This is a genomic window from Nitrosomonas sp. (assembly GCF_019752415.1).
Taxonomy (GTDB): domain Bacteria; phylum Pseudomonadota; class Gammaproteobacteria; order Burkholderiales; family Nitrosomonadaceae; genus Nitrosomonas.
In genome coordinates, this window is record NZ_JAIEME010000003.1 from 1 (window position 1) to 22947 (window position 22947).

General features: G+C 45.2%; 14 protein-coding genes, 1 pseudogene and 1 riboswitch. Of the genes and pseudogenes, 11 read left to right on the forward strand and 4 right to left on the reverse strand.

The features are described 5' to 3' along the window. The coding region (locus K2P83_RS00675; RefSeq protein ID WP_292925950.1) for an IS5 family transposase at positions 1 to 849 on the reverse strand (849 nt) is incomplete at its 3' end. A gap of 466 nt (positions 850 to 1315) precedes the next feature. On the opposite strand from K2P83_RS00675, the gene K2P83_RS00680 reads away from it, so the two are divergent. From K2P83_RS00680 to K2P83_RS00695, 4 genes and pseudogenes are all read left to right on the forward strand, one after another. Next, positions 1316 to 2482, forward strand: a complete 1167-nt coding sequence (locus K2P83_RS00680; protein ID WP_292925951.1) for a glycoside hydrolase — start codon at positions 1316 to 1318, stop codon at positions 2480 to 2482. Between the two features lie 289 nt (positions 2483 to 2771). Further along, positions 2772 to 3039 (forward strand): annotated as a pseudogene (gene tnpA, locus K2P83_RS00685) (IS200/IS605 family transposase); the annotation flags it as partial. Between the two features lie 333 nt (positions 3040 to 3372). Further along, complete coding sequence (locus tag K2P83_RS00690; RefSeq protein WP_292925952.1) at positions 3373 to 4500, forward strand: HD domain-containing phosphohydrolase; 1128 nt, start codon at positions 3373 to 3375, stop codon at positions 4498 to 4500. Positions 4501 to 4618: 118 nt separating this feature from the next. Further along, positions 4619 to 6052, forward strand: a complete 1434-nt coding sequence (locus K2P83_RS00695) for a TM0106 family RecB-like putative nuclease (RefSeq protein ID WP_292925953.1) — start codon at positions 4619 to 4621, stop codon at positions 6050 to 6052. Positions 6053 to 6076: 24 nt separating this feature from the next. On the opposite strand, the gene K2P83_RS00700 is transcribed toward K2P83_RS00695, so the two are convergent. Beyond that, entirely contained in the window at positions 6077 to 7516 is a 1440-nt protein-coding gene (locus K2P83_RS00700) for a mannose-1-phosphate guanylyltransferase/mannose-6-phosphate isomerase (RefSeq protein WP_292925954.1), read from the reverse strand. A 589-nt stretch (positions 7517 to 8105) separates the two neighbouring features. Between K2P83_RS00700 and rimO the strand changes: the two genes are divergently transcribed. Continuing rightward, positions 8106 to 9446 (forward strand): 30S ribosomal protein S12 methylthiotransferase RimO, encoded by a 1341-nt coding sequence (rimO, locus tag K2P83_RS00705; RefSeq protein ID WP_292925955.1) that lies wholly within the window; start codon positions 8106 to 8108, stop codon positions 9444 to 9446. A gap of 380 nt (positions 9447 to 9826) precedes the next feature. Here rimO and K2P83_RS00710 read toward each other — a convergent pair whose 3' ends face one another. Further along, positions 9827 to 10447, reverse strand: coding sequence for a PEP-CTERM sorting domain-containing protein (locus K2P83_RS00710; protein WP_292925956.1), 621 nt, complete (start codon positions 10445 to 10447; stop codon positions 9827 to 9829). Between the two features lie 607 nt (positions 10448 to 11054). Between K2P83_RS00710 and K2P83_RS00715 the strand changes: the two genes are divergently transcribed. From K2P83_RS00715 to K2P83_RS00725, 3 genes are read left to right on the forward strand one after another with little or no spacing between them, the layout of a single operon-like run. Beyond that, positions 11055 to 12473, forward strand: coding sequence for an SEFIR domain-containing protein (locus K2P83_RS00715; protein WP_292925957.1), 1419 nt, complete (start codon positions 11055 to 11057; stop codon positions 12471 to 12473). Between the two features lie 12 nt (positions 12474 to 12485). Then, a complete protein-coding gene (locus K2P83_RS00720; protein ID WP_292925958.1) occupies positions 12486 to 13655 on the forward strand; it encodes a MoxR family ATPase in 1170 nt (389 codons plus the stop codon). Positions 13656 to 13679: 24 nt separating this feature from the next. Continuing rightward, a complete protein-coding gene (locus K2P83_RS00725; RefSeq protein WP_292925959.1) occupies positions 13680 to 16817 on the forward strand; it encodes a formylglycine-generating enzyme family protein in 3138 nt (1045 codons plus the stop codon). A 344-nt stretch (positions 16818 to 17161) separates the two neighbouring features. Here K2P83_RS00725 and K2P83_RS00730 read toward each other — a convergent pair whose 3' ends face one another. Further along, positions 17162 to 18649: a hypothetical protein gene (locus tag K2P83_RS00730; RefSeq protein WP_292925960.1), complete on the reverse strand. Its 1488-nt coding sequence runs from the start codon at positions 18647 to 18649 to the stop codon at positions 17162 to 17164. 403 nt (positions 18650 to 19052) lie between these two features. Here K2P83_RS00730 and metK point away from each other — a divergent pair, with 403 nt between their 5' ends. The 3 genes from metK to metF all read left to right on the forward strand — a co-directional run bounded on the left by metK (position 19053) and on the right by metF (position 22810). Continuing rightward, a complete protein-coding gene (gene metK / locus K2P83_RS00735) occupies positions 19053 to 20216 on the forward strand; it encodes a methionine adenosyltransferase (protein WP_292925961.1) in 1164 nt (387 codons plus the stop codon). 51 nt (positions 20217 to 20267) lie between these two features. Then, positions 20268 to 20344: riboswitch (S-adenosyl-L-homocysteine riboswitch) on the forward strand. Between the two features lie 15 nt (positions 20345 to 20359). After that, positions 20360 to 21793 carry an adenosylhomocysteinase gene (gene ahcY, locus K2P83_RS00740; RefSeq protein ID WP_292925962.1) on the forward strand — a complete coding sequence of 478 codons (1434 nt, stop codon included), beginning with the start codon at positions 20360 to 20362 and terminating at the stop codon, positions 21791 to 21793. A gap of 156 nt (positions 21794 to 21949) precedes the next feature. Further along, positions 21950 to 22810 (forward strand): methylenetetrahydrofolate reductase [NAD(P)H], encoded by an 861-nt coding sequence (gene metF, locus K2P83_RS00745; RefSeq protein WP_292925963.1) that lies wholly within the window; start codon positions 21950 to 21952, stop codon positions 22808 to 22810. Positions 22811 to 22947 lie beyond the last annotated feature (137 nt).

A 22947-nucleotide genomic window follows, 5' to 3' on the forward strand; every position in this document is an offset into this window, starting at 1 on the left:
ATTTTTTACGACATGAAAAGGATGCTCGACCTTGGCACGAATGCTAGCTTTCGCATGCTCAAGCTTCTCCATCAGTTTGCCTACTGTTGTTTTAGGCAATGCCTTGCGCTTGGAAGGGCGCATTGCAATATGCCAGGTTACGGGCAATTCAAGATTCTCTTCTCGTTTCTCAACGCCTTGATAACCTGCATCACCAAATACATCGGTTTCATCACCATGCAGTAGTGCTTGTGCCTGAGTAACATCGTGAACATTCGCTGCCGTTCCGATCAGGGTGTGAACAAGCCCGGATTGCGCATCAACACCGATGTGCACCTTCATGCCGAAGTGCCACTGCTTCCCTTTCCTGGTTTGATGCATTTCGGTATCGCGCGCTCGTTCCTTGTTCTTGGTCGAAGGAGGCGCTGCAATCAGCGTGGCATCAACAATCGTACCTTCACGAAGGAATAGCCCGCGTTCAGCCAGGTGCGCGTTGATTGCAGCGAAGATGGACTCAGTCAAATGATGCGCTTCCAGCAAATGGCGGAATTTCAGCAGGGTCGTCGCGTCCGGTGCCGCTTCTCGATTCAGGTCAATGCCAACAAAGCGGCGAATGGCTTGACTATCGTATACGGCATCCTCGGTGCCTTCATCCGAAAAACCAAAGCATTGCTGCACAATGTACATGCGCAGCATTCGCTCAAGACCAATCGGTGGGTGACCTCGTTTGCCACTAACGGGATAGTGCGGGGCGACGACATTCAGTAGGGAGAGCCAAGGCGTTACCGCTTCGATTTCGGACAAAAAGCGATCCCGTCGTGTTTGTTTCTTCTTTGCCGCATATTCCAGGTCAGAAAAGCTTGATTGCATCGCTCTATTCCATATTTATCAGTATGATGCATTTTATCAAACCTTTATGACCAAAGTCGATGTGATCGAATAAATCAGTGTTTCCCTAATAAAAATTATAATTTAGTTGTGAAAATTATATTTTCATTTTAATTATCATATTGTTATAAATTTATGCTTAAAATTGGCAAGACTATTTTAAGCTACTTTGCCAAGAAAATTTGTTTCTTTTTCATTTTATCTGTGGTATTTTTTTACACCTATTTCCATTTCTTCTCAAATTAAGCTGGTATTAGAAGCTCTAAATTAGCTGTCAAAAAACGAAAATCTTCACCGTTTCTTTCGATTCTGGAATTCCAGAAGTAGGTAATACCAAGAAGTAGAAGTGTCTTTTTTCTAACGAGAATGGATTCACTCTGTAACAGCTAAGGATCACTTTTAACTGAAATTGAAGGAGTCATCTTCAATATTTAAAGGAGCATTTTGCATGAGAGTTATTTCCCACAGGGAACCCAAGAATAGCACCAGTTTCTCCATGGTAGTGAGACAAATGCATAGCATACTAGTCGCAATATTATTCATCATAAGCATGATTTGGATTTCCTTCGGAACAGCGCATGCCGTTGTTGTCGGGACACCCGGATCAGTCAAATGGCACCCCGGCCATTACTATGCGATTATGAATTCGGGTAAAAATAAACCGGATTATCTGCAGCAAGTATATAGCGAACTGAAGGACACGCCAGCTCTGCGCGGAATGCAAGTGCGTTATAATTGGGCAGAGCTAGAAAAATCCTTTGGTGTATATGATTTCACATCCATTGAGGAGAGACTTGCTGAACTTGCCGCGCGAAATAAACGGCTTATAATTCTATTAGAACTAAAATCATGGGGTACTGACACGGATTTAGTGCCGAACTACGTGACAAATGATCCAATCTACGAACAAGGCATATTCGCTTTTAGTAGGGATGGCAGCGACACGATTACAGGGAGCAACATCAAGCTGTGGAATCCCATGGTGCGTGATCGTCTGGCTGCACTAATTAGTGCATTGGGAAAGCGCTTTAATTCCCACGAACACTTTGAAGGTATCGGCTTGACAGAAACCTCCCTGGGGTACCCGATAATACCGTTAACCAGTACTCAGAAAGCTGATTACTACGACAACCTGCTCGTAATAAACAAAAAGATGCGCGCATCTTTCCCCAATACGATGACATTCCAGTTCACAAACCATCCGCGTTGGCTTCTGACAACATTAGTAGATGATCTCAAAGGAATGGGATCGGCACTGGGTTGTCCGGATGTTTTCATAGAAGATCCGGGATTAAACTATCCAGGGAATAAATGGTCTCCTCCAGGTCTCTATACATACTATCCTAAAAATTCTGGTCTGATGCCCCTGACAGTTAAAGTGGAACCAGCGAATTATCGGAATACTCGGTGGGATAATAAAGGTTATCAGCCAACCGTCTCTGAGCTGCTCAATTTTGCTCGAGATAATCTGAAGGTCAACTACATTTTCTGGGTAAGGGACCTTGGTTATTATAAAAAAGTGCTGGAAACATTGAGTTTGAGACAACAAAATAGCAATCCATCCGGCGGATTGAATTCGACCTGTCCCGAAAACTATACTACCTGTATCGATTAGTATTGAATGGTACTAATTGAAACGTAGACGACAAACAGCCTCGTACAAAACTACGGGGCATTAGAAAAAGCTTGATGTGGTGGGCTCTATATGCCGGAAGCTCACCACCTACCCCACAGATCTCGTTGCAAAATACAGCTTCTCCTTAGTTTGCTCGTGAATTGACTACCAGTATCGGTACGCTAAAAAAAGTAACGATATGATAGAAATCATTATTCTAATCGGATTAATGGCAATTAGTATTCAGTTCTAACAAAATAGAATGAAGTTAAGCAGTTCACAATTCATGGATCATGTTCACTTTTTTGGTACAGTCAGTACCGACATATCGCTTGACCAAGCTTATGGTGCTCATTAAGAGCATAACCGAACGAGAAATTTTCAGACGATGTCCACAAGTTAAGAAGAAGCTTTGGGGTGAAGAATTTTAAACTGATGGTTATTTTGCAAGTGTAGTTGGCAAGCATGGAGATGAGCAGTTGATTGGCAAGTATGAACAGAATCAAGGTAAAACGTATCAGAAATTATACTCGGATTATCAGCTTGCATTGCTCTGAGCAAGAATGCCCTGCTGCTTGCGGCGGGATTCTTATTTCTGAAGGATTCATGCTGAGTTATTAAAGATGCTCAGCCATAATCTGGTTTTGTTAGCTGGATTGCGAAGAAAAACCCATATCATTAGTTGTTGCAATTAAATAGATAAAGCCACCCGATTTGCAATGGATGGAACCCATGTTGAAAACGTTATTTTGTCAAACGCTTGTTAATTTTTGTGTAAAGAGCAAGTAAGCTTTTCTTGTTTATAGCACATGATCTGTTCAGTTTTAAATAAATTCAAATTCAAGTCCGGTATGACCGTTATGCTATTTTTCTCTCTTGAGGCTGGAACTATGTTTGATCATTACGACCTGCTTGACGATCTCAATAAGCCATTGCCTTTAAGAGATAAGATTATCAGCGCGCACCATTCTGTTCAGGATAAATTTTCATTCATTTCACGTATCGCTATAGCACTGTACGATAGCAAAACACGGATTTTGAAAACTTATATGGACAGTAGCGGAGAAGACAAACCATTGATTCATTATCAAGCGCCCTTGGATAATGCGCCATCATTAAAGGAGATTCTGGCTAAAGGCTTGCCACGGATTGTCAATAATTTAGTGACTTTTGAAAATGGCACGAATGAGCACACACAAAGGATCGGCCGCCAAGGTTATGCGGCGAGCTACACCATGCCAATTTTTCATAGCGGTGAGTTTGTTGGATTTTTATTTTTCAATTCACACGAAAGTGACGTGTTTACAGAGAATGTTTTAAGCATCCTCGATATTTATGGGCATTTGATTGCACTGATGGTCGTGAACGAGCTCTCCACGTTAAAAGTCATGAGTGCAGCATTAAAAACAACCAGGAATATTACACATATGCGCGACCCTGAAACGGGTAGTCATTTAGATCGAATGTCACGCTATAGCCGCATAATCGCCGAATCGCTTGCCGATCAATATGATCTGAATGATGCGTATATTGAACATATATTTATGTTCTCGCCGCTTCATGATATTGGAAAGATCTCAATACCGGACAGCATTCTACTAAAGCCGGGACCGTTAAGTGAGGAAGAGCGATCGATCATGAATACGCATGCAAGTAAAGGCAGGAAAATGATTGATGATATTGTTGTAAATTTTGGTTTTGGTAATCTCAGTAACATCGATATTTTAAGAAATATCGCTGAATTTCATCACGAGGCCATTAACGGCAGCGGTTATCCAGTTGGCAAGGTGAACAATGATATTCCGCTCGAAGCTCGTATTATTGCGGTTGCTGATGTATTTGACGCACTTACTTCCAGTCGCCCTTACAAGGAAGCTTGGAGCAATGAGAGAGCATTTAACATGCTCAAACAGCTTGCTGGCGAGAAACTGGACAGTGATTGCGTGTATGCTTTGATTGAGAACCAGAAGAAAGTTGAATTGATTCAACAGCAATTCAAAGAAAGTGTCTACAGTTAGTCGTGGCTAACCGGCAGGGATGCTGCTATGAAAATTGCGTCGCAGGTACCCGGTGAATGCGCATTAGCTAAATCCGCTAAAATAGGCAGTTTTATTTGGAGGCTTTTGAATAAAAGCCATGACTGCTAATCACTCTACCCAAACTTTAATCAAACCCAGTGATGCTGCCGCGTGGATTGCATGCATCCGTCGTGTCTGGCTGGATAAGCATCAACCCGCTGTCTATGAGCCGGATGCATTTAATCAGTTACTCAGCGATCTAGGGCTAGCGCATGAAGCCGCCATACTGGCCAGACTAGAGAGCCAGTATCCTGTGACTCAAGCAATTTCCTTCGATCATACTCAAGATTTGATGAAGCAAGGCGCGCCAGTTATTTATCAAGGACGTCTGGTGGATAAGCAACATGGTTTGGTGGGCTATCCTGATTTTTTGATTCGTCATGAAAGTGGTGAATATCAACCTGCTGATGCCAAGCTTTCACTCAGTGAAAATAAGAAAGCAATTCAGATTCAACTGGGAATATATCGCCGTTTGCTGCGAAATGAATTACCCGCAATGGTTTTTCTCGGAGATGGCCGCACAGCAACGCTTGGCGATGAAGTCGACCCAGTAGTCGATGAATTTATAACCGGTATGAGAGCATTGCTAGGTCTCCCGCAACAGCCGACGGTTCGTTATAGCCACAGTAAATGCCGTATCTGTCCGTATGATGCTTATTGCCGTTTGGATTTTGAAACGAAAGAAGATATCTCGTTGCTTTATGGAGTTCACGGAAAAGCCGCTGAACATTTGGCGGAAGTAGGTATTTCAACAATTTCGCAACTTGCCGTGAGTACAGTCGAATCCATACCGGATGTGCCGTATCTCAAAGGCAATAAAAGAAAGCACCGCGCTATCCTGCAAGCGGGTTCGTTTTTAAGCGGTAAGGTATTTCAGTTGAATAAGGCCATTTTACCGGATGGCACCTGGATTCATTTCGATATTGAAGATAATCCCTTAACGCCAAACCGGGAGCGTCATGTCTATCTTTGGGGGTTTCTGGTACCCACATATACCCGGGAGAACTTTCACTATGTGTGGACCGATGATGAAGCCAGTGATTACAAAGGCTGGCTCGGTTTCTTGCAGAAAATTGAAGAGTATCGTGCACGCTATTCTCCACTGGTACTAGCCCATTACTCCAATCACGAAAAAGCCACTATCCGAAAATATGCCGAACGTTATGCAATGGAAAACCATACCACTGTGACATGGTTGCTCGGCGCGAATAGCCCTCTGTTTGATATGCAAAATCCAGTTCTGGATTGTCTGGTGCTGCCGCTACAGGGGTACGGTCTTAAAGACATTTGCAAACATCCGGATCTGGTTAATTTTCAATGGGAAAATGAAGAATCCGGATCGCAATGGTCAGTTGTGCAATTCAATCGTTTTCGATTAGAAACAGATCTAGCTGAGAAAGAAAAACTCAAGGCGGAAATACTGCGTTATAACCGTGATGATGTTATCGCTACCCGAAGATTGGAAGTATGGATGAGAAAGTTGTTTTTATAAAATCATAGGTGCTGGTTTTTTCATTTAAATGGTGCGTCCATAAGAATCTTCAAATCGTACGATGTCGTCTTCGCCCAGATAGGTTCCTGATTGGACCTCTATTAAGTGCAAAGGAATTTTTCCAGGATTCTCGAGGCGGTGCGATTTGCCAAGTGGGATGTACGTCGATTGATTTTCTGTAAACAAAGTTGCTTGATTTTCGACAGTAACTTTTGCGGTGCCGCTGACAACCACCCAATGTTCCGCTCTATGGTGATGCATTTGAAGTGATAATTTTTCTCCCGGCTTAACCATGATTCGCTTGACTTGAAAACGCTCCCCTTTGTCGATTCCTTCATACCAACCCCAAGGACGATGGACTCGTAGATGTTCGAGATGTTCCTTGCGATGATTGGATTCGAGTTGCTGTATTGCAGTTCTGAGATGTTGTGCCTTACTTTTGTGCATAACCAGCATAGCATCGGCTGTTTCGATGACAATCACGTTATCGAGTCCGATAACGGCGACTAGCCGATTATCCGCGCGAATATAGCTTTTTTGGGTATCAAACACGAGAGTATCGCCGCTGGTGACGTTGCCGTTGTCATCCTTAGGTGCAATCTGCCATAGGGAATCCCAAGATCCTACATCGCTCCAGCCGAACTGTGCGGGTACCACAGCGGCACGATCTGTTACCTGCATGATGGCATAATCAATCGAATCCGATGGAGAAGCCGTAAATGCATCCTTTCCGGGAAGGATAAAGTCAAGGTCCGTAGTTTTTTCTTGCCAAGCTTTTTGAACGGCGGCAAAAATATCCGGCCGATGCCGTTGCAATTCTTGCAGATAATTTTTGGCAGTAAAAACGAACATGCCGCTATTCCAGGTATAACCGCCTTCCTGTAGATATGCCGTAGCGGTTTCCCGGTTAGGTTTCTCAAAAAAAGATTGAACTTGATAAGCAGCCAGTGCAATGGGTGTGGCAAATGAGAGTGCTGTGCCAGCTTTAATATAACCATAGCCTGTTTCCGGTGCAGAGGGTACGACACCAAAAGTCACCAAATAGCCTTCCAGAGCTGCCACTTTCGCTGTTTCCACTGCTTGTGCAAAGGCAATCTGATCGTCAATGACGTGATCGGCTGGCAAAACGATCATTAAGGCATTTTCATCGATCTGCGCCAGATGAAATGCAGCAAGCGCAATGGCCGGTGCGGTATTGCGTCCGACCGATTCAAGATAAATTGCTTCCGGCTTGATTTTTATCGCTTCACATTGCTCCTGGATTAAGAAACGATGTTCGGAATTACACACAATAATCGGTGCCTGCGTATTCGATAGTGCGGCTGCTCGGGCGAGTGTAACTTGCAACATGGTATCCTTTCCAACGAGCGGTAACAGTTGTTTGGGATAATTGGCGCGCGACAGCGGCCATAACCGGGTGCCGCTTCCACCGGAAAGGATGATGGGGTGAATGTTTACGTTCATTTGTTTGGGGTATCCTTATTTTTATTTTACGAGACACACGTGATAAGTCGATTTTTTCTCTCTGGGATTGATATTGCCAATACTGCAAGGCATCTGACCGATTGTCAAATGGGCGACAAAAAGGCTGGCACGGTGTGCATAGTAAACGGAATGGTTTATTACATTGCAAATAATGAAGACCAGTAGTGTCCGGTCAAGAATTGAATAAATTTAGTTGGTTATCGGCACCGCACTGTTCTGGAATGTAAACGGCGTTTTGTAAGGTCTGCTGTAACTGGTTTTTCTCAAAAATAGAGACCGATAAAATCAGTACTTCGTGAGTCTTGCCATACGTGATGTGAATAACTGGTATAGCGGAGATACCGTCTCAAAGGTGATCGGCAGTTTCAAATTTCTGCTGAATACTCTCAAAAAATCTTCAATAATCTTTTTCCTGCTTGCTTTCATTCAATATAAATGCATGATCCTAAATCATTTAAAGTGTTTTCACTTCACTCAATACGAAGAAATAAATTACTTTAATCCATAATCAGATAGAATTTAACGAGTATTCAAGAGCCATATCCTATTCTTATTTAATTTTTATTTCATGTCCTCATTAAAAAAAACTTCACAAAAAGTTGGCTTTATTTCTCTCGGTTGCCCAAAAGCGCTGGTGGATTCCGAACAAATATTGACTCAGTTACGTGCCGAAGGGTATGAAATTTCGTCTTCATACGAAGACGCAGACTTGGTTGTTGTTAATACCTGCGGGTTTATTGATAGTGCGGTTGAAGAATCACTGGATGCGATTGGTGAAGCGTTAGCTGAAAACGGGAAAGTAATTGTCACCGGGTGCCTGGGTGCGAAAGAGGATGGAGACGTGGTTAAGAAAGCCCATCCTCAGGTGCTGGCCGTAACCGGACCTCATGCCCTGCCGGAAGTGATGTCTGCCATTCATATCCATTTGCCGCAACCGCATGACCCTTTTACCAGCTTGGTGCCGCCACAAGGAATCCGCTTAACGCCCAAACATTACGCGTATGTCAAAATTTCTGAAGGCTGCAATCATCGCTGTACGTTCTGTATTATTCCTTCGATGCGCGGTGATCTGGTAAGCCGGCCGATTCATCAGGTTATGCAGGAAGCAGAGCATTTGGTGAATGCCGGTGTGAAGGAACTTATGATCATTTCACAAGATACTAGCGCGTATGGCGTTGACGTAAAATATCGCACAGGTTTTTGGCAGGGCAGGCCGATTAAAACCCGCTTGACCGAGCTTGCTCAGGCATTGGGTACATTAGGGGTTTGGGTGCGCATGCATTATGTTTATCCCTATCCGCATGTCGATGAAGTTATCCCACTCATGGCGGAAGGTAAAATACTGCCTTATCTGGATGTTCCGTTTCAGCATGCAAATCCACGGATCCTGAAAGCCATGAAACGACCCGCCAATGCTGAGAATAATTTGGCGCGCATTCAGCAATGGCGCCAAATTTGTCCCGACATCACACTACGCAGCACCTTTATCGTAGGTTTTCCGGGTGAAACTGAAGCGGAGTTCGAAGAATTATTAGCCTTTTTGCAGGAAGCGCAATTAGATCGTGTCGGGTGTTTTGCCTATTCACCGGTTGAAGGGGCAACAGCGAATCAACTAGCTGATCCTGTGCCGGAAGCTATCAAGGAGGATCGCCGTGCACGCTTTATGCAATTGCAAGAAGAAATCAGCCGTCAACGTTTGGCAGAGAAAGTTGGCCGAAAGATGATGGTTATGATTGATGAGCTTGCTGCGGATCAGGTGATTGCAAGAAGTAGTGCAGATGCGCCAGAAATTGATGGATTGGTATATGTGAACAAGGCGGATCACGTTCAGCCTGGAGATTTTATTGAAGTTGAAATTATTGATTCGGATACGCATGATTTGTATGCGGTTGCATTAGCTAACCGTTGAAAAATATCGCCACTACAGTGTTACAACAGGTTAAGAATGCTCATTTATTGTGAATAAGCTGCGCTTTTCTGCCTGTTGGAGCCTTGCATCGACTGTTTCGAATACGTTTTCATAACAGCCTATAAAATATCGGTGCTCCAGCGGATCATCGCTAACCGCTAGATTGATCATTCGATGATGCTTTGCAAAAATTAAAGGGATTTTCGCTGACTGCCAGGGAACTAGGTTGTATTGGCAATTTGTCATAAATTGTAAATTTTATACCCTCTCTCCATGTACGGTGTACAAAACCAAGATACCAATGCTCTTGCTTGGAAAACTAAAAACCCCTGAACAATTACTTATTCAGGGGTTTCTTGAACTAAAATTTGAAGCTTATATTAGCGTACTTTCTGCTTCCGAATCGAAAAACCTATTAAACAAAGTCCAATTAACATCATGGCATACGTTTCTGGTTCTGGAACGGCACTTACGCCGATAACAAAATCATCCCAATCACCAAGATTCTTTTTGCCCGCGCTATCGTTGTAGCCGATAACATACTGATAAGTGGTAGTGCCGATGAGCATGTTTGTTCCAATCAGTCCGATCGAGGTACCTTTGTCCCAATGCCCGCCATTGAAGGCAAATTTTCCAATATTACCTTCAAAATTAAAATTTAACGGTCCGAGTGCACTGACTATTGAACTGACCGATGTTCCAATCGGATCGGATTCGAGCAGTGTCGTGCCACCTAAATTGTCATAAAATTTATTGTTATAACCGGATTCTTGACCAAGAAAGGTGTAAGTTACCGTTTGCGAGCCTGAGCCTGTGTAATCGAGGTGACCGACACTTAACGTTGAGCCAACAGCTAGGGTAGCAAACCCCCCGATATTAAATGCTTCGGTTCGAGTTGCTGTATCGGTTGGCACGAATACAAGCCCTGCATTAGCAGCGCCGCACGTAATCAGCAAAGCTGCAGCAATAATTGCCTGTTGCATGGAAAATTTTTTCTTCATTTTTACACCTCAAAAAGAATTAGTTATAAAGCTACCATTTGATGCGTTTAATAGAACTGCTTTTTGTGACACTTGATTCATTAAGTTTTAGATACATTTTTCATGAGTGGCTTCATCATAATTTTTAGAGCTGTTTACTGCTATAGTCAATTCATCCCAATTTATTAGTAGGTTTGTGTTGGTAGCTTTGTACTAGTCCCCTTGTCCCGGAAAAATAATTGATCGGTTATGAATCAGCAATACACTGGAGCGTTTGAGGAATCATTTTCCATCCTTCACGCGGCGGCGCCAGGTACGCCGAGTAAGTCGATTCGGCCTACCTGGCCATGCGTTTTGGTAGGTGACAGTTTTTTCTCGGGTAGTTTTTCCAGAACAACTGGTGTTTGATACACGATTAGTTACAAGACTGCTGAATTATTAAGGATGCGCCATTCCGGCGAAAGTAGAAATTAAGAAGATCAATGAACTGGTCACCAGCTTTCGCCGGTACGGCAAATAATTCAGTAGTTCCTGGGTTTTCTGCTAAAAATTGTTTTTCTGAGCCGGCAATTTATCCGCTCAGCGACACTTTTGACAATGCATTGGACTTTCAGTACATTTGCCCTCCATGATCAAAGTATTCATCAGCTACAGCCACGATTCCGACGAGCACCGCGAGTGGGTGCTCGGTTTATCCGAGAGCCTGCGCAAAAATGGCATTGAAACGATTCTTGACCGCTATGTCAGAAACGGTTCCCCGCCGGGGGGCTGGCCACGCTGGATGTCGGATTCTCTAGATGAGACCACGCATGTGTTGTGCGTTTGCACGGAAACCTATTACCGCCGTTTCCACGGGCACGAGGTTCCTGACAAAGGTAAGGGCGTGGATTGGGAAGGCGCGATGATAGCGCAAGAGCTCTACGATGCGCGCAGTGTTTCAAAAAAATTCATTCCAGTGCTGCGTCACTCAACCGACGAACTGCATATTCCAAAACCGCTAAGGCCACGAACCCATTATGTGTTGAACACCGAGGCCAATTACCAAGTGCTTTACGATGACTTGTTGGATCAAGGCGGTGTGGAGCCGGGTCCTATCGGTTTGCTAAAAATAAAACCTCGCACGGTTGGTACACCGCTAACTTTTGATGCACACCCACAAAGAACCGCATCGCAAGCGCACACGCGTGACAAAATCTCTCTCTACCATTCTGGTGATTTGGATCAAGTTGTTCAAAAAAGCAAATCAATACGTAACCCAGAGTACTTATTGGGTTTGTTAGATAGAAAACCGCAACATGTGCATTTTGATGGCCAGATTCCTGAAAAGCGACCTGTTGACGAAGGAAAAGCTTACGGATTTTGTATTTTCGGCCCCCGCAATGAATGGCCTAGCTCCGTGCGATATACACTGTCGTATTTACTTGAAGAACATAAGATTTCTTATTCCAAACATTCTCCAGAAATAAAACCACTGGAAACCAGGCTAAATCTGACTGACGAAAGTGCAGAATTGTTATCGATAGGAGAAACTCATTTGTGGAAGCTTTTGGGGCGCCAATTAAACTGCCGCTCTGAAGAAACAGATATTTTGAAGGTACTGCAGAGTAAAGAAGAATCGCATATTTTCTTCCGCGAATTGGTCGGAGACGAAGTTAAAAATCATAACTTTATCGCCGGAGTGCTTTTGGCATGGTCAAGGTTAACATTTGGCGTCAATTCCCACAGTCATTTTCTCCTGCTGATCTGTGAATCGGATTACTTGAGTGATTCAATGTTTTTTAGCCGGTTATTTCATAAGCGATCATCTTCCAGATGGTATCAGGATCTGCAAAAGCTACTATCCCGTCACCAGTTACAAAATTCGTTGCTGCCAACATTATGCTCACCGACCGTTGCCGAGGATATCGAAGATTGGTTTAAAAATCACGAAATACCGGAACATTTGCGTAGCACGATTCGAAAAGAGCTACCCAGGCATTCCGCCATCCCGCTTGGGGATTTGAAAGAAAAATTACTTCCTATTTTACAAAACCATCACTCACACTAAGAGCCAACCACCATGTCGATCATTCTACAACCCCATTATTATTCAGGTCGCGGCAAGGATTTAAAGCCAGAGAAATGGCGCAGTCTGCCGGGATTCGATCCCGACGATTTGACGCACCCGAAGGATTACCTGGCTCCGGCGGGTTTGGTTTCCGCCGTCAATGTGGCGCTGGAGCTGGGTATGCCGCTGCTGCTGACCGGCGAGCCGGGTTGCGGCAAGTCGCAGCTGGCTTATAGCCTGGCTTGGGAATTGGATCATCCGCAAAATCCGGATGATGCCTGGCAAAAACCGCTGGCTTTCACCGTCAAATCGGATACGCAAAGCCGCGATTTGTTTTATCACTTTGATACCTTGGGGCGATTCCGCGCTACCCGCAGGGATGGCGAAAACGACGATCCGCGGCGCTTTTTGCGGTTTGAAGCGCTCGGCATGGCGATCTTGCAAGCATTGGGAATAGACGCCGTCAGCAAGCTCGGATTGTACGATTGTCTTGATGTGTCGGGCGAATCGCAACCGGTTGCGGAACCGCGGCGTTCGGTGGTATTAATCGATGAAATCGATAAAGCGCCGCGCGAGGTGCCGAATGACATTCTGAACGAAATCGAACGCATGAGTTTTGATATTCCGGAGTTGTTCGAAACCGCGCGCAAGAAAACCACGATATCGCTGCAAGCAGCAGCAATGCGGCCGATCGTGATCATCACCAGTAATCGCGAACGCGAATTGCCGGATGCTTTTCTGCGCCGCTGCGTGTATTTCCACCTCGATCTGCCCGCTTTCCGCAGCAAACTGGACAGTACGGTAGCCGGCGCCGCAGGGGGTGGGGAGGGCGGCGATGTCACCATCGAAAGCATTATCGAGAAGCGCTTGAATATCAAAATCCCTAGCGAAGAGACTGTGCCGAATGCGCAGAAAAGCGTGTGGGCGGCGGGGATTTCTTTTTTCCGTTATCTACGTAGTGAAGGGCAATTGGAGAAACAGCCGTCGATTGCGGAATTGCTGAATTGGATGCAATTGCTGCAGAAACGCAGCCAACGGCTGACTGAAACACCGTACCTGACCAATACGGCATGGCTGGAAGTCTTTACTGCCAGCGCCGGTGTGACCTTATTCAAGCGCAAGGAAGATCAAGAACACCTCCCTCAATTAATCGGCCGCTGGAAAGAGCGGCCAGTCGCCTAATCTAACCTGAGCTAACCGAATTCCGTGGATAGCCGAGAATTTTATTCCCGCATCGATGAATTCGGTGTGTTGCTGCGCGCCGAAGGCATGGCGCACGGTGTCGATGTCTGGCTGTCGGTCGCGCGCTTGCTTAATCGGTTGCAACAGCAAGATAAGTTGCCAAAAGAGGCCAGCGAATTGGCCCCGCTGCTGGGGCCGCTGTTTTGCCGCAACCCGGAAGAGCAAGCGCGTTTTCCAGTGCTGTTTGAACAATGGCTAAAAGGCGAAAGCCAATCAACCCTGGCAACTAAAAACCGCATCAGTTCACCAGGCAGCAGTGCTTTCGTTGCCGCGCAAGAAACCGCGCAAAAAACGCAAAAAATCTGGATCATGGGCGGCGTCGCACTGATCGTTTGCGTGATCGCCGTATTGCTGGTCAAAGTACCGGATCGGCTTCAGGTAAAACCACCGCCGGGGCCGATCATAGAGCCATTCGGAGATAAACCGTCACCACCGATCCCCCGGAGCAAACCGCAACCGGCTACTGCATCCATTGCCATCGTTGATCACATCGCGCCACGGCCGCAACCGGAGCCGGACTATGTGCGGCTAGAGTGGAAAAATACCGTGCGCAATATTGGCTGGGCGTTGTTCGCATTGCCGTGGTTGCCGGTGCTGTTGATTTTGGCTTGGCGCTATCAACGCAACGCGGTTTTGCGCAAACAAACCGCTTCGGTTGACGACCTGCTGCATCATTTTCGCTTTGATCGCATACTGCAACCCTTTTTTGGCGGCGCCAAGGCCGAGCAGGCATTGCGCGAATTGCATGCAGCGCGGCTGGTGCCGACGAGCCGCCTGCATATCACCGCCACCATCGAAGCCACCGCGCGCAGTGGCGGTTATTTCCAGCCGGTACATCGCAACCGCCGGGTTGCCCCCGAACACTTATTGCTGGTTCGCAGCCAGCATCGCGACGACCAGCAAGCGGCATTGGCGGAAGAATTGGAGAAGCGCTTTAAAGCACTCGGACTGCCCATCAACACCTATCGCTTTCGCGACGATCCGCGCTGGCTGGTGCGCTGGCATGACGACGACAGCAAAGCCAGCTATTACCAACTGCAGCAACTGGTGGCGCGGCACGAAGCCGCGCGCTTGCTGATCATCAGCGAAACAGCGATTTTGTTTCATCCGTACAGCGGGGAGATTCGCACCTGGCTCGATGATTTGTCGCCTTGGCAGGACAAAGTTTGGCTGCACCCGCGCGATGCCGGTACCGCGCACGCAGCGGTATTGGCGCAGCACCACTTTCTGATGCTGCCGCTGGCGCAAGACAACCTGCCGCAACTGGTCAAACACCTGACCACACCGCAACCGCACAAGCTGATGCTACAAAAAACCGACCCATCGCCGCTGCCCGCGCTGATCGCTGCCGAGCCCGATGCCTGGCTCGGTGAGCGCCCGCCTTATGGCGCGAATCTTGCCTTGCTGGTGCAGCAATTGCAACAATTCCTAGCTGCCGATGGATTGCGTCTGTTGCGCGCAGTGGCGGTATTTCCAAAACCGCACTGGGCGCTGACGCGCGCGTTGGATTATTTGTTATTTGAGCGCTTAAATACCGCCGATCCGCTACCGCAGCGCGAACAGCGGCTGGCGCGCTTGAGCCGCTTGCCCTGGTTGACGCACGCGCATTTACCGGATTGGCTGCGGGAATACCTCCTGCTCGGCATGGGCCGTGACGAAAGGCAACAAGTAGCCACTGCCTGGCAGCGCTTATTCAACCGGCTGACCGATAAGGACAGCCCCAATTCGCTGAGCCTTGAAGTCAGAACACCACCCAAGCTGCAACTCAAACTAAATCTCGATGACTTGCGTGCGCTCTCTCAGGACAATGCCATTAACGACCCGATTTTCGCCAATATCCTGTTGGGCGGGAAACTGGGCTTGCTGGATTTTCGCATTCCGCAAGCGCTGGCTAAGCTACTGCCCAAAACCAATCAATCGCTGATTCTGCGCCCGGCCTTAATTCTGCTGTTTTGGGCGCTGCTCGGAACCGGTACGTTATTCGCCGCCTGGCATTACGTTGGCCAACACACATTCATCGACTATCAGCGCAACCAAATGGCACAGGAGAATGCCCAATGGCGCGTCACGCTCAACCACCGCGAAGACACGCAAGCACTGATGGAAGCCTTGCAAAGCAAGCTGAAAACCGCTCAGTTTCCCGTATCCATCGGATCGGATACCCTCGATGCTAAGCCAACGATCAACACCATCCGATTTGCGCGCGGCGGGCAGGCTGCTGCCGAACGGATTGCAGGCCGTTTGGCTTGGCTGACGTATGGCGCAGCAATTAACGTGATCGAGTCAACGGGCATCTCCGCAGGCACTATTCAAGTACAGCTTAACCGCACGTATCAACACGGTGCAGGATTTAATGATGAGTTACGCGCCGCAAAAGAATCCCGGCTTTCGTTTGAGCCCGAAATGGTACGTATTCCATCCGGAAAATTCCTAATGGGTTCGCCTAAAACCGAAGCCGGTCGAAGTTCTAACGAAGATCCGCAACACGAAGTCACTATCGCCTACGCTTTTGAAATCAGCAAATATGAAGTCACGTTTGACGAATACGATGCGTTTGCCAAAGCCACCAAGCGGCAATTACCCAGTGGTGGCAGTTGGGGGCGCGGCAAACGCCCGGTAATCAATGTGAGCTTTAACGACGCGCAAGCCTATGTCAAATGGTTGTCGGATAAAACCGGCAGGCAATACCGCCTGCCAACGGAAGCCGAATGGGAATTTGCCGCACGGGCTGGAAGCGAAACGGCATACTGGTGGGGTAATGACGTCGGCAAAATCTATGCAAACTGCGATGGTTGCGGCAGTGAAGGGGATGGTAAACAGACTGCACCAGCGGATTCATTTAACCCCAATGCATTCGGCCTGCATAACACGGCAGGTAACGTGTGGGAATGGGTGGAGGATTGCTGGCATGAGAATTATCAAGGCGCGCCAGCAGATGGCTCGGCGTGGAAGGAAGCCAATGGCGGGGATTGTAATCGCCGGGTGGTTCGGGGCGGTTCGTGGAACAACAACCGACTGCTCTTGCGATCGGCTAACCGTAACGGGGACAGCACCGATGAAGTCGTCGACGTCCTGGGTTTTCGTATCGCCAGGGCTTTTTGATGATTTGTTCTTTGTGCTTTGATTCTTTGTGATTTGTGTTTTTGTAGTTTTTGTCGGATGGATTAGCGCAGCGTAATCCGTCATTGCTGTAGTATCGTTCGCCGCTGTTCTTGGTGCATTGCGCTTTGCTTAATGCACCCTACTTTTGGGGTTTGCTGTCATTCCGAACGGAGTGAGGAATCTTTTTCAGTAATACAAGATTTCTCCCTTGGGTCGAAATGGCACAATGGGGTTTTCCGTCATGTATGCTTTGTTGCGTTTTAACGCGATAGGGTGTTTTTATGACATCGAACAGAGAAACAGTGGGGGGGTGACTCGCCACCACCCCGATTTTTAACGAGAAACTATATTCTTTTATACCATTTTCCGTTTTTTACCGAATCAACCTCAGTATATTCTTTCATCATTAACTCCCAAAGCTTTGCATGCTTTGACTCAATCAGCTTGTCATACTCATTTTTTACAAAGAGATAGGTCGGAAGCTTATTTTTGAATTGGTCATAAAAATCTTCCCATTGATAATCCAGATAATATTCCAATATCCAGCCGTTAATACTCAATTCAGGCAAATGGGATGTCAGTAGATACATTCTGGGGTTTCCACATATAAAGATGGTATCTTCTGGTTTAATAACATTAATGATATTTTCCGCATCATTTTTTGCGTAATCAAAAGTGTATCCTTTTTTATCGCCTTGTGGCGCTACGCCCTTCCAGAACGTATTCAATTGATTTGAAAATATCAAAGATATTATCGTAATGATTAAGAGACCTTTTATCAGCGGTGTGCCGAGTTTTATTTTCCGAAGAAAATGGTACAAAACAAAATCCAGTCCCATTACTGCAAACACGCCAATTGGGACATACAGAAGCTGAAAATGATAAGACCACCATGAGGTTTTTTGCATGAGTATGACCCCAAACCCTATAACCCCCCACGCTATGATCAAACTAAAAAAATGAGATTCTTTTTTCGTGATCAGAAAGACGCCAATTACTGCGAGTAATAGGAGCGCAAGCATTTGTTTGATAAACCACTTAATTGATGAGAGCAATCGATCCGGATCAATTTGATCGGCTAACGTTATGACACTCGTTGGGATTTTGAAATAGATATCGACCACCAGATTTTCGATCTGATGCGTAAAAACATAGGCTAGAAAAATCGATAGCGGTATCACGAATCCAACAAATAATGGGATTATTTGTTTAACAAGAATATATTTTAAACTCTGACTTCTTAGCGTGAATATAAAGTGAATTAGCAGAAAGAAGAAAATAATGGGAGCAAAAACCAGTTTGCTCAATAAAATAACGCCGATCAGAACACCTATCGTCAAGTACGTCACAAACAGAGCATTTCCCGTTTTGTAGGCTCTATCTAATAGCCAAACCATTAGAAACAAAGGAACGTTAATCAGTGCTTCCAGTTGAGTTAAATGAAAAATGGTCGCATTGCAATAATAGGATCCGACAATGAACAAGGGGAGCAGACTATTGAGATAATCCGCACGAAACAGTGAATAGCTCCTGATCGTATAAAATAATAGTATCGAAAATAATATCCAATAGCCTAATTCAAACAGATGAATACTGACATCACTCCAGCCTAAAGTTTTACCGGCCAGTAAATAAAATAAGAAAATTCCCGGCTGTTTATAATCAAACAGATCTTTGTATAGGATTTTTCCTGAATCTAGCAGTTGCGAAATGATTACGAATAAGGATTGATCGCCGCCCAAAACAGTGGGACTATGAAGTAAACCCATAGTCATGATAATTAACAGTACAGAGATAATATCCAGTCTATTTTTAATGTTTTGAAGCATCATAATTTTTAAAAAAGTTAGGTAAAGACAACTGAGAGTTTTTATGGAATTACTAATAAAACGCTAAAAATGTTATTTCTTTCCTGAGATTTACTTTGTTTTTTGTCTCCCAATGGGCGGATGGTTTTATGCTATCAGCTTTTCCTTCTGTTGAGTAATTAGCTGGTCATTTGCTTTCAAATTCACCTTTCCAAAACAGCGCCATACCCTAAGATTGCTTGTTTAGCACCACCATTAACATCAAGCCGTGTGAATTTCCTTTATTTCACCTCCGGTTGTGTCACCGTTCAAGTAACGCAAGGCTGCGAATTGGATGTCTAAAGTTGAGCGAAGTTAGACTGGATCCTGTTTTCAAAGACTTAATCGGGTATACTGAGCAGCTTTTATAATTCTGATTGCTTAAACTATGAGTGCATATCTTTTTACTTCTGAGTCTGTTTCTGAGGGTCATCCAGATAAGGTTGCTGATCAAATTTCAGATGCTGTTTTGGATGCGATTTTAAGTCAAGACGCCAATGCTCGTGTGGCTTGCGAAACATTATGTAGCACGGGTCTAATCGTGTTGTCAGGTGAGATAACCACTCATGCTACTGTTGATTACAACATAATTGCACGTGAAACCGTTAAGAATATTGGTTATACCAGTTCTAATATTGGTTTTGATTCTACAACTTGCGCGGTTTTAACAGCTTTCAATAAACAGTCGCCCGATATTGCGCAAGGAGTTGACCGTACCAAAGAAGAGGAAATGGAGCAGGGGGCTGGTGATCAGGGACTCATGTTCGGATATGCCTGCGATGAAACACCACAACTGATGCCCATGCCAATTTTTTATGCACATCGTTTGGTTGAACGCCAAGCCGAATTGAGGAAAAAGGGTAAATTGGCATGGTTGCGTCCTGATGCCAAGTCACAAGTGTCAGTGCGCTACCAGAATGGTAAACCGCAAAGTATCGAAACTGTCGTCATCTCAACACAGCATGATCCCGATATTTCTCATCACGCATTGACCGAGGCAGTGATTGAAGAGATTATTAAACCCGTATTACCTTCTGAACTCATCAGTAATCATATTAAGTATCTGGTCAATCCAACGGGTCGTTTTGTAGTGGGTGGTCCGATGGGGGATTGTGGTTTAACCGGCCGTAAAATTATTGTCGATAGCTATGGCGGTTCCGCGCATCATGGTGGCGGGGCTTTTTCTGGTAAAGATCCTTCTAAAGTTGATCGATCGGCGACTTATGCCGGGCGCTATGTTGCAAAGAATATTGTAGCGGCTGGGATTGCCAGCAGATGTGAGGTGCAAGTTGCCTATGCCATTGGTGTTGCTAGACCTGTTTCATTGATGGTCAACACATTCGGTACAGGAAAAATCACTGACGACAAGATTGTCGAATTAATTGAAAGACATTTTGATTTACGTCCCCGCGGTATCATTCATGCGTTGAATCTGTTACGCCCTATTTACGGGAAAACTGCAGCCTATGGACATTTTGGTCGTGAGCTTCCTGAATTCACCTGGGAAGCTACGGATAAGGCTGCTCAGTTACGTGTCGATGCTGGTCTATAAATTATTCATAGCAATTTGCCGCTATTGAAAAGCTTTAATTGATTCTTCCCCTATGCTGAGGAGCGCTGCAGCGGTTTGTTCCGTGAGGCTCAGCATGGAGGATATTGTTACAACGGCGCTCGTTCATATTTTAGGAGAAGACTATGAACGCTGTGCCTAATCCAAACGGTGGTTTTTTTACTGACTTTGAGGTTGCTGATATCTCATTAGCAGAATGGGGACGTAAAGAAATTGCAATCGCCGAAACCGAGATGCCAGGTTTGATGGCATTACGTAAGGAATATGCTGATCAGAAACCATTTGCAGGTGCACGCATTGCGGGTTCTTTGCATATGACGATTCAAACTGCTGTGCTGATTGAAACATTAGTGGCTTTAGGCGCAGAAGTGCGCTGGGCCTCCTGTAATATTTTCTCTACCCAGGATCATGCCGCTTCAGCTATCGCAGCTAAGAACATACCGGTATTTGCCTATAAGGGAGAATCTCTGGAAGATTACTGGATATATGCTCACCAGATATTCGAATGGACAGTTGCCGGCCAACCCAGTGGCGCCAATATGATCCTGGATGATGGCGGTGATGCTACATTGCTGCTTATTCTGGGAACCAAAGCTGAGAAAGACCCTTCAGTTATTGCCAATCCTACCAACGAAGAAGAAACTGTTTTGTTTGCTTCAATCAAAAGCAAATTATTATCAGAACCTAATTGGTATTCAAAGAACCTTGCCAGGATTCGTGGGGTTACTGAAGAAACCACTACAGGGGTTCATCGTTTGTATGAAATGCATAAAAATGGGGAACTTCCGTTTCCAGCATTTAATGTGAATGATTCTGTCACTAAATCAAAGTTTGATAATCTTTATGGTTGTAGAGAGTCTTTGGTTGATGGCATCAAGCGTGCAACGGACGTGATGATTGCTGGAAAGATTGCAGTAGTCTGCGGATATGGTGACGTTGGTAAGGGTTGTGCGCAATCATTGCGTGGCCTTGGTGCCACTGTCTGGATTACCGAGATTGACCCAATCTGCGCGCTTCAAGCAGCGATGGAAGGGTATCGTGTGGTTACGATGAACGATGCTTGTGATCAAGCGGATATTTTTGTTACAGCAACTGGGAATTTGCGAGTTATTGCACATGATCATATGTTGAAAATGAAGGATCAAGCGATAGTTTGCAATATTGGACATTTTGATTCGGAAATTGACATTGCATCTATCCAAAAGTATCAATGGGAAAATATTAAACCACAGGTTGATCATGTGATATTTCCGACTGGACGCCGTATCATTGTCCTGGCGCAAGGCAGATTGGTTAATCTAGGATGTGCTACGGGTCATCCTTCCTTTGTGATGTCCAGTTCATTTACCAATCAGGTATTGGCGCAGATGGAATTATGGCAGAATGCGGAAAATTACCAGAAAAATGTTTATGTACTACCCAAGCAGCTGGATGAAAAAGTAGCGCGATTGCACATCGGGAAGTTGGGGGTGAAACTCACTGAATTAACAGATGAACAAGCATTATATTTAGGTCTTGATAAGAACGGCCCTTATAAGCCAGCGATGTATCGATATTAATCCTTTATCCTTTAAGCCTTCTGAATGGGGGGATTGTTTGAATTTACATGAGTTCGAATGATTCTCTCATTTAGAAATAGCTTGTTATTAAACAGAGCTGATTGTTATTCGTGTTACTGTGGACCGAAATAATTCTGAACCTATAGACTCGTGCAGATGAAATCACAAAAGAAATTTTCCCCAACTTTCAGCTTTGAGCTTTTTCCACCTCAAACTCCGCAGGGTGTTGAGAAACTCCGTTTAGCACGTAGGCAACTGGCGCAATACAAGCCTAAATTCTTTTCTGTAACTTTTGGCGCTGGTGGCTCAACTCGTGAACGAACACTGGAAACCGTTTTAGAAGCTCAAGCAGAAGGACACATTGTTGCTCCTCACCTTTCTTGTATTGGCTCGACGCAGCAGAATATTCGAGCGATTCTTGAGAAATATCATCAAGCAGGCATTCGGCATATTGTCGCACTTCGTGGCGACTTGCCATCGGGTATGGCGCAAGCTGGTGAATTTCGTTATGCCAGTGAATTGGTTGCATTTATCCGGCAGGAGTTTGGATCTTCGTTTCATATCGATGTGGCTGCTTATCCGGAGTGCCATCCGCAAGCGCGTTCTGCACAGGCAGATTTCGAAAATTTTAAGCGAAAAATTGAAACCGGCGCCAATTCTGCGATTACTCAATATTTCTATAATGCAGATGCTTATTATCATTTCGTCGAATCCTGCGATTTAGCGGGTTTGAATATTCCGATTGTTCCGGGCATTATGCCAATTAATAAATTTTCCCAACTGGTTCGGTTTTCAGATACTTGTGGTGCTGAAATTCCGCGCTGGATTCGTAAAAAACTGGAAGGTTATAGTGATGATAGTGCATCCATTCAGGCTTTTGGATTGGATATTGTTACCGATCTTTGTGAGCAGTTATTGCAAGCCGGTGCACCCGGATTACATTTTTACACGTTAAATTCAGCCGATTTAACGTCTATCATATGGCAGCGCCTCAATCTGAAAGGAAATACTGCTTAATTTAAGTTTCCTTGTTTTGATTTGTTATTTTGATCCATTTCAGATCATATGGTCAGCAAGCTGCATGATCTTTTTCCTCAATTCTTTAGCCGGTATATAATACGCCTCACTATTCTGATTAAAATAATAAAGCACGA

Bases quoted from the DNA above. Each gene is read 5' to 3' on its own strand.
- K2P83_RS00690 (WP_292925952.1), top strand. From the start codon at position 3,373: ATGTTTGATCATTACGACCTGCTTGACGATCTCAATAAGCCATTGCCT.
- K2P83_RS00710 (WP_292925956.1), bottom strand. From the start codon at position 10,447: ATGAAGAAAAAATTTTCCATGCAACAGGCAATTATTGCTGCAGCTTTG.
- K2P83_RS00695 (WP_292925953.1), top strand. From the start codon at position 4,619: ATGACTGCTAATCACTCTACCCAAACTTTAATCAAACCCAGTGATGCT.
- K2P83_RS00680 (WP_292925951.1), top strand. From the start codon at position 1,316: ATGAGAGTTATTTCCCACAGGGAACCCAAGAATAGCACCAGTTTCTCC.
- K2P83_RS00730 (WP_292925960.1), bottom strand. From the start codon at position 18,649: ATGATGCTTCAAAACATTAAAAATAGACTGGATATTATCTCTGTACTG.
- K2P83_RS00700 (WP_292925954.1), bottom strand. From the start codon at position 7,516: ATGAACGTAAACATTCACCCCATCATCCTTTCCGGTGGAAGCGGCACC.
- metF (WP_292925963.1), top strand. From the start codon at position 21,950: ATGAAATCACAAAAGAAATTTTCCCCAACTTTCAGCTTTGAGCTTTTT.
- K2P83_RS00715 (WP_292925957.1), top strand. From the start codon at position 11,055: ATGATCAAAGTATTCATCAGCTACAGCCACGATTCCGACGAGCACCGC.
- metK (WP_292925961.1), top strand. From the start codon at position 19,053: ATGAGTGCATATCTTTTTACTTCTGAGTCTGTTTCTGAGGGTCATCCA.
- ahcY (WP_292925962.1), top strand. From the start codon at position 20,360: ATGAACGCTGTGCCTAATCCAAACGGTGGTTTTTTTACTGACTTTGAG.
- rimO (WP_292925955.1), top strand. From the start codon at position 8,106: ATGTCCTCATTAAAAAAAACTTCACAAAAAGTTGGCTTTATTTCTCTC.
- K2P83_RS00720 (WP_292925958.1), top strand. From the start codon at position 12,486: ATGTCGATCATTCTACAACCCCATTATTATTCAGGTCGCGGCAAGGAT.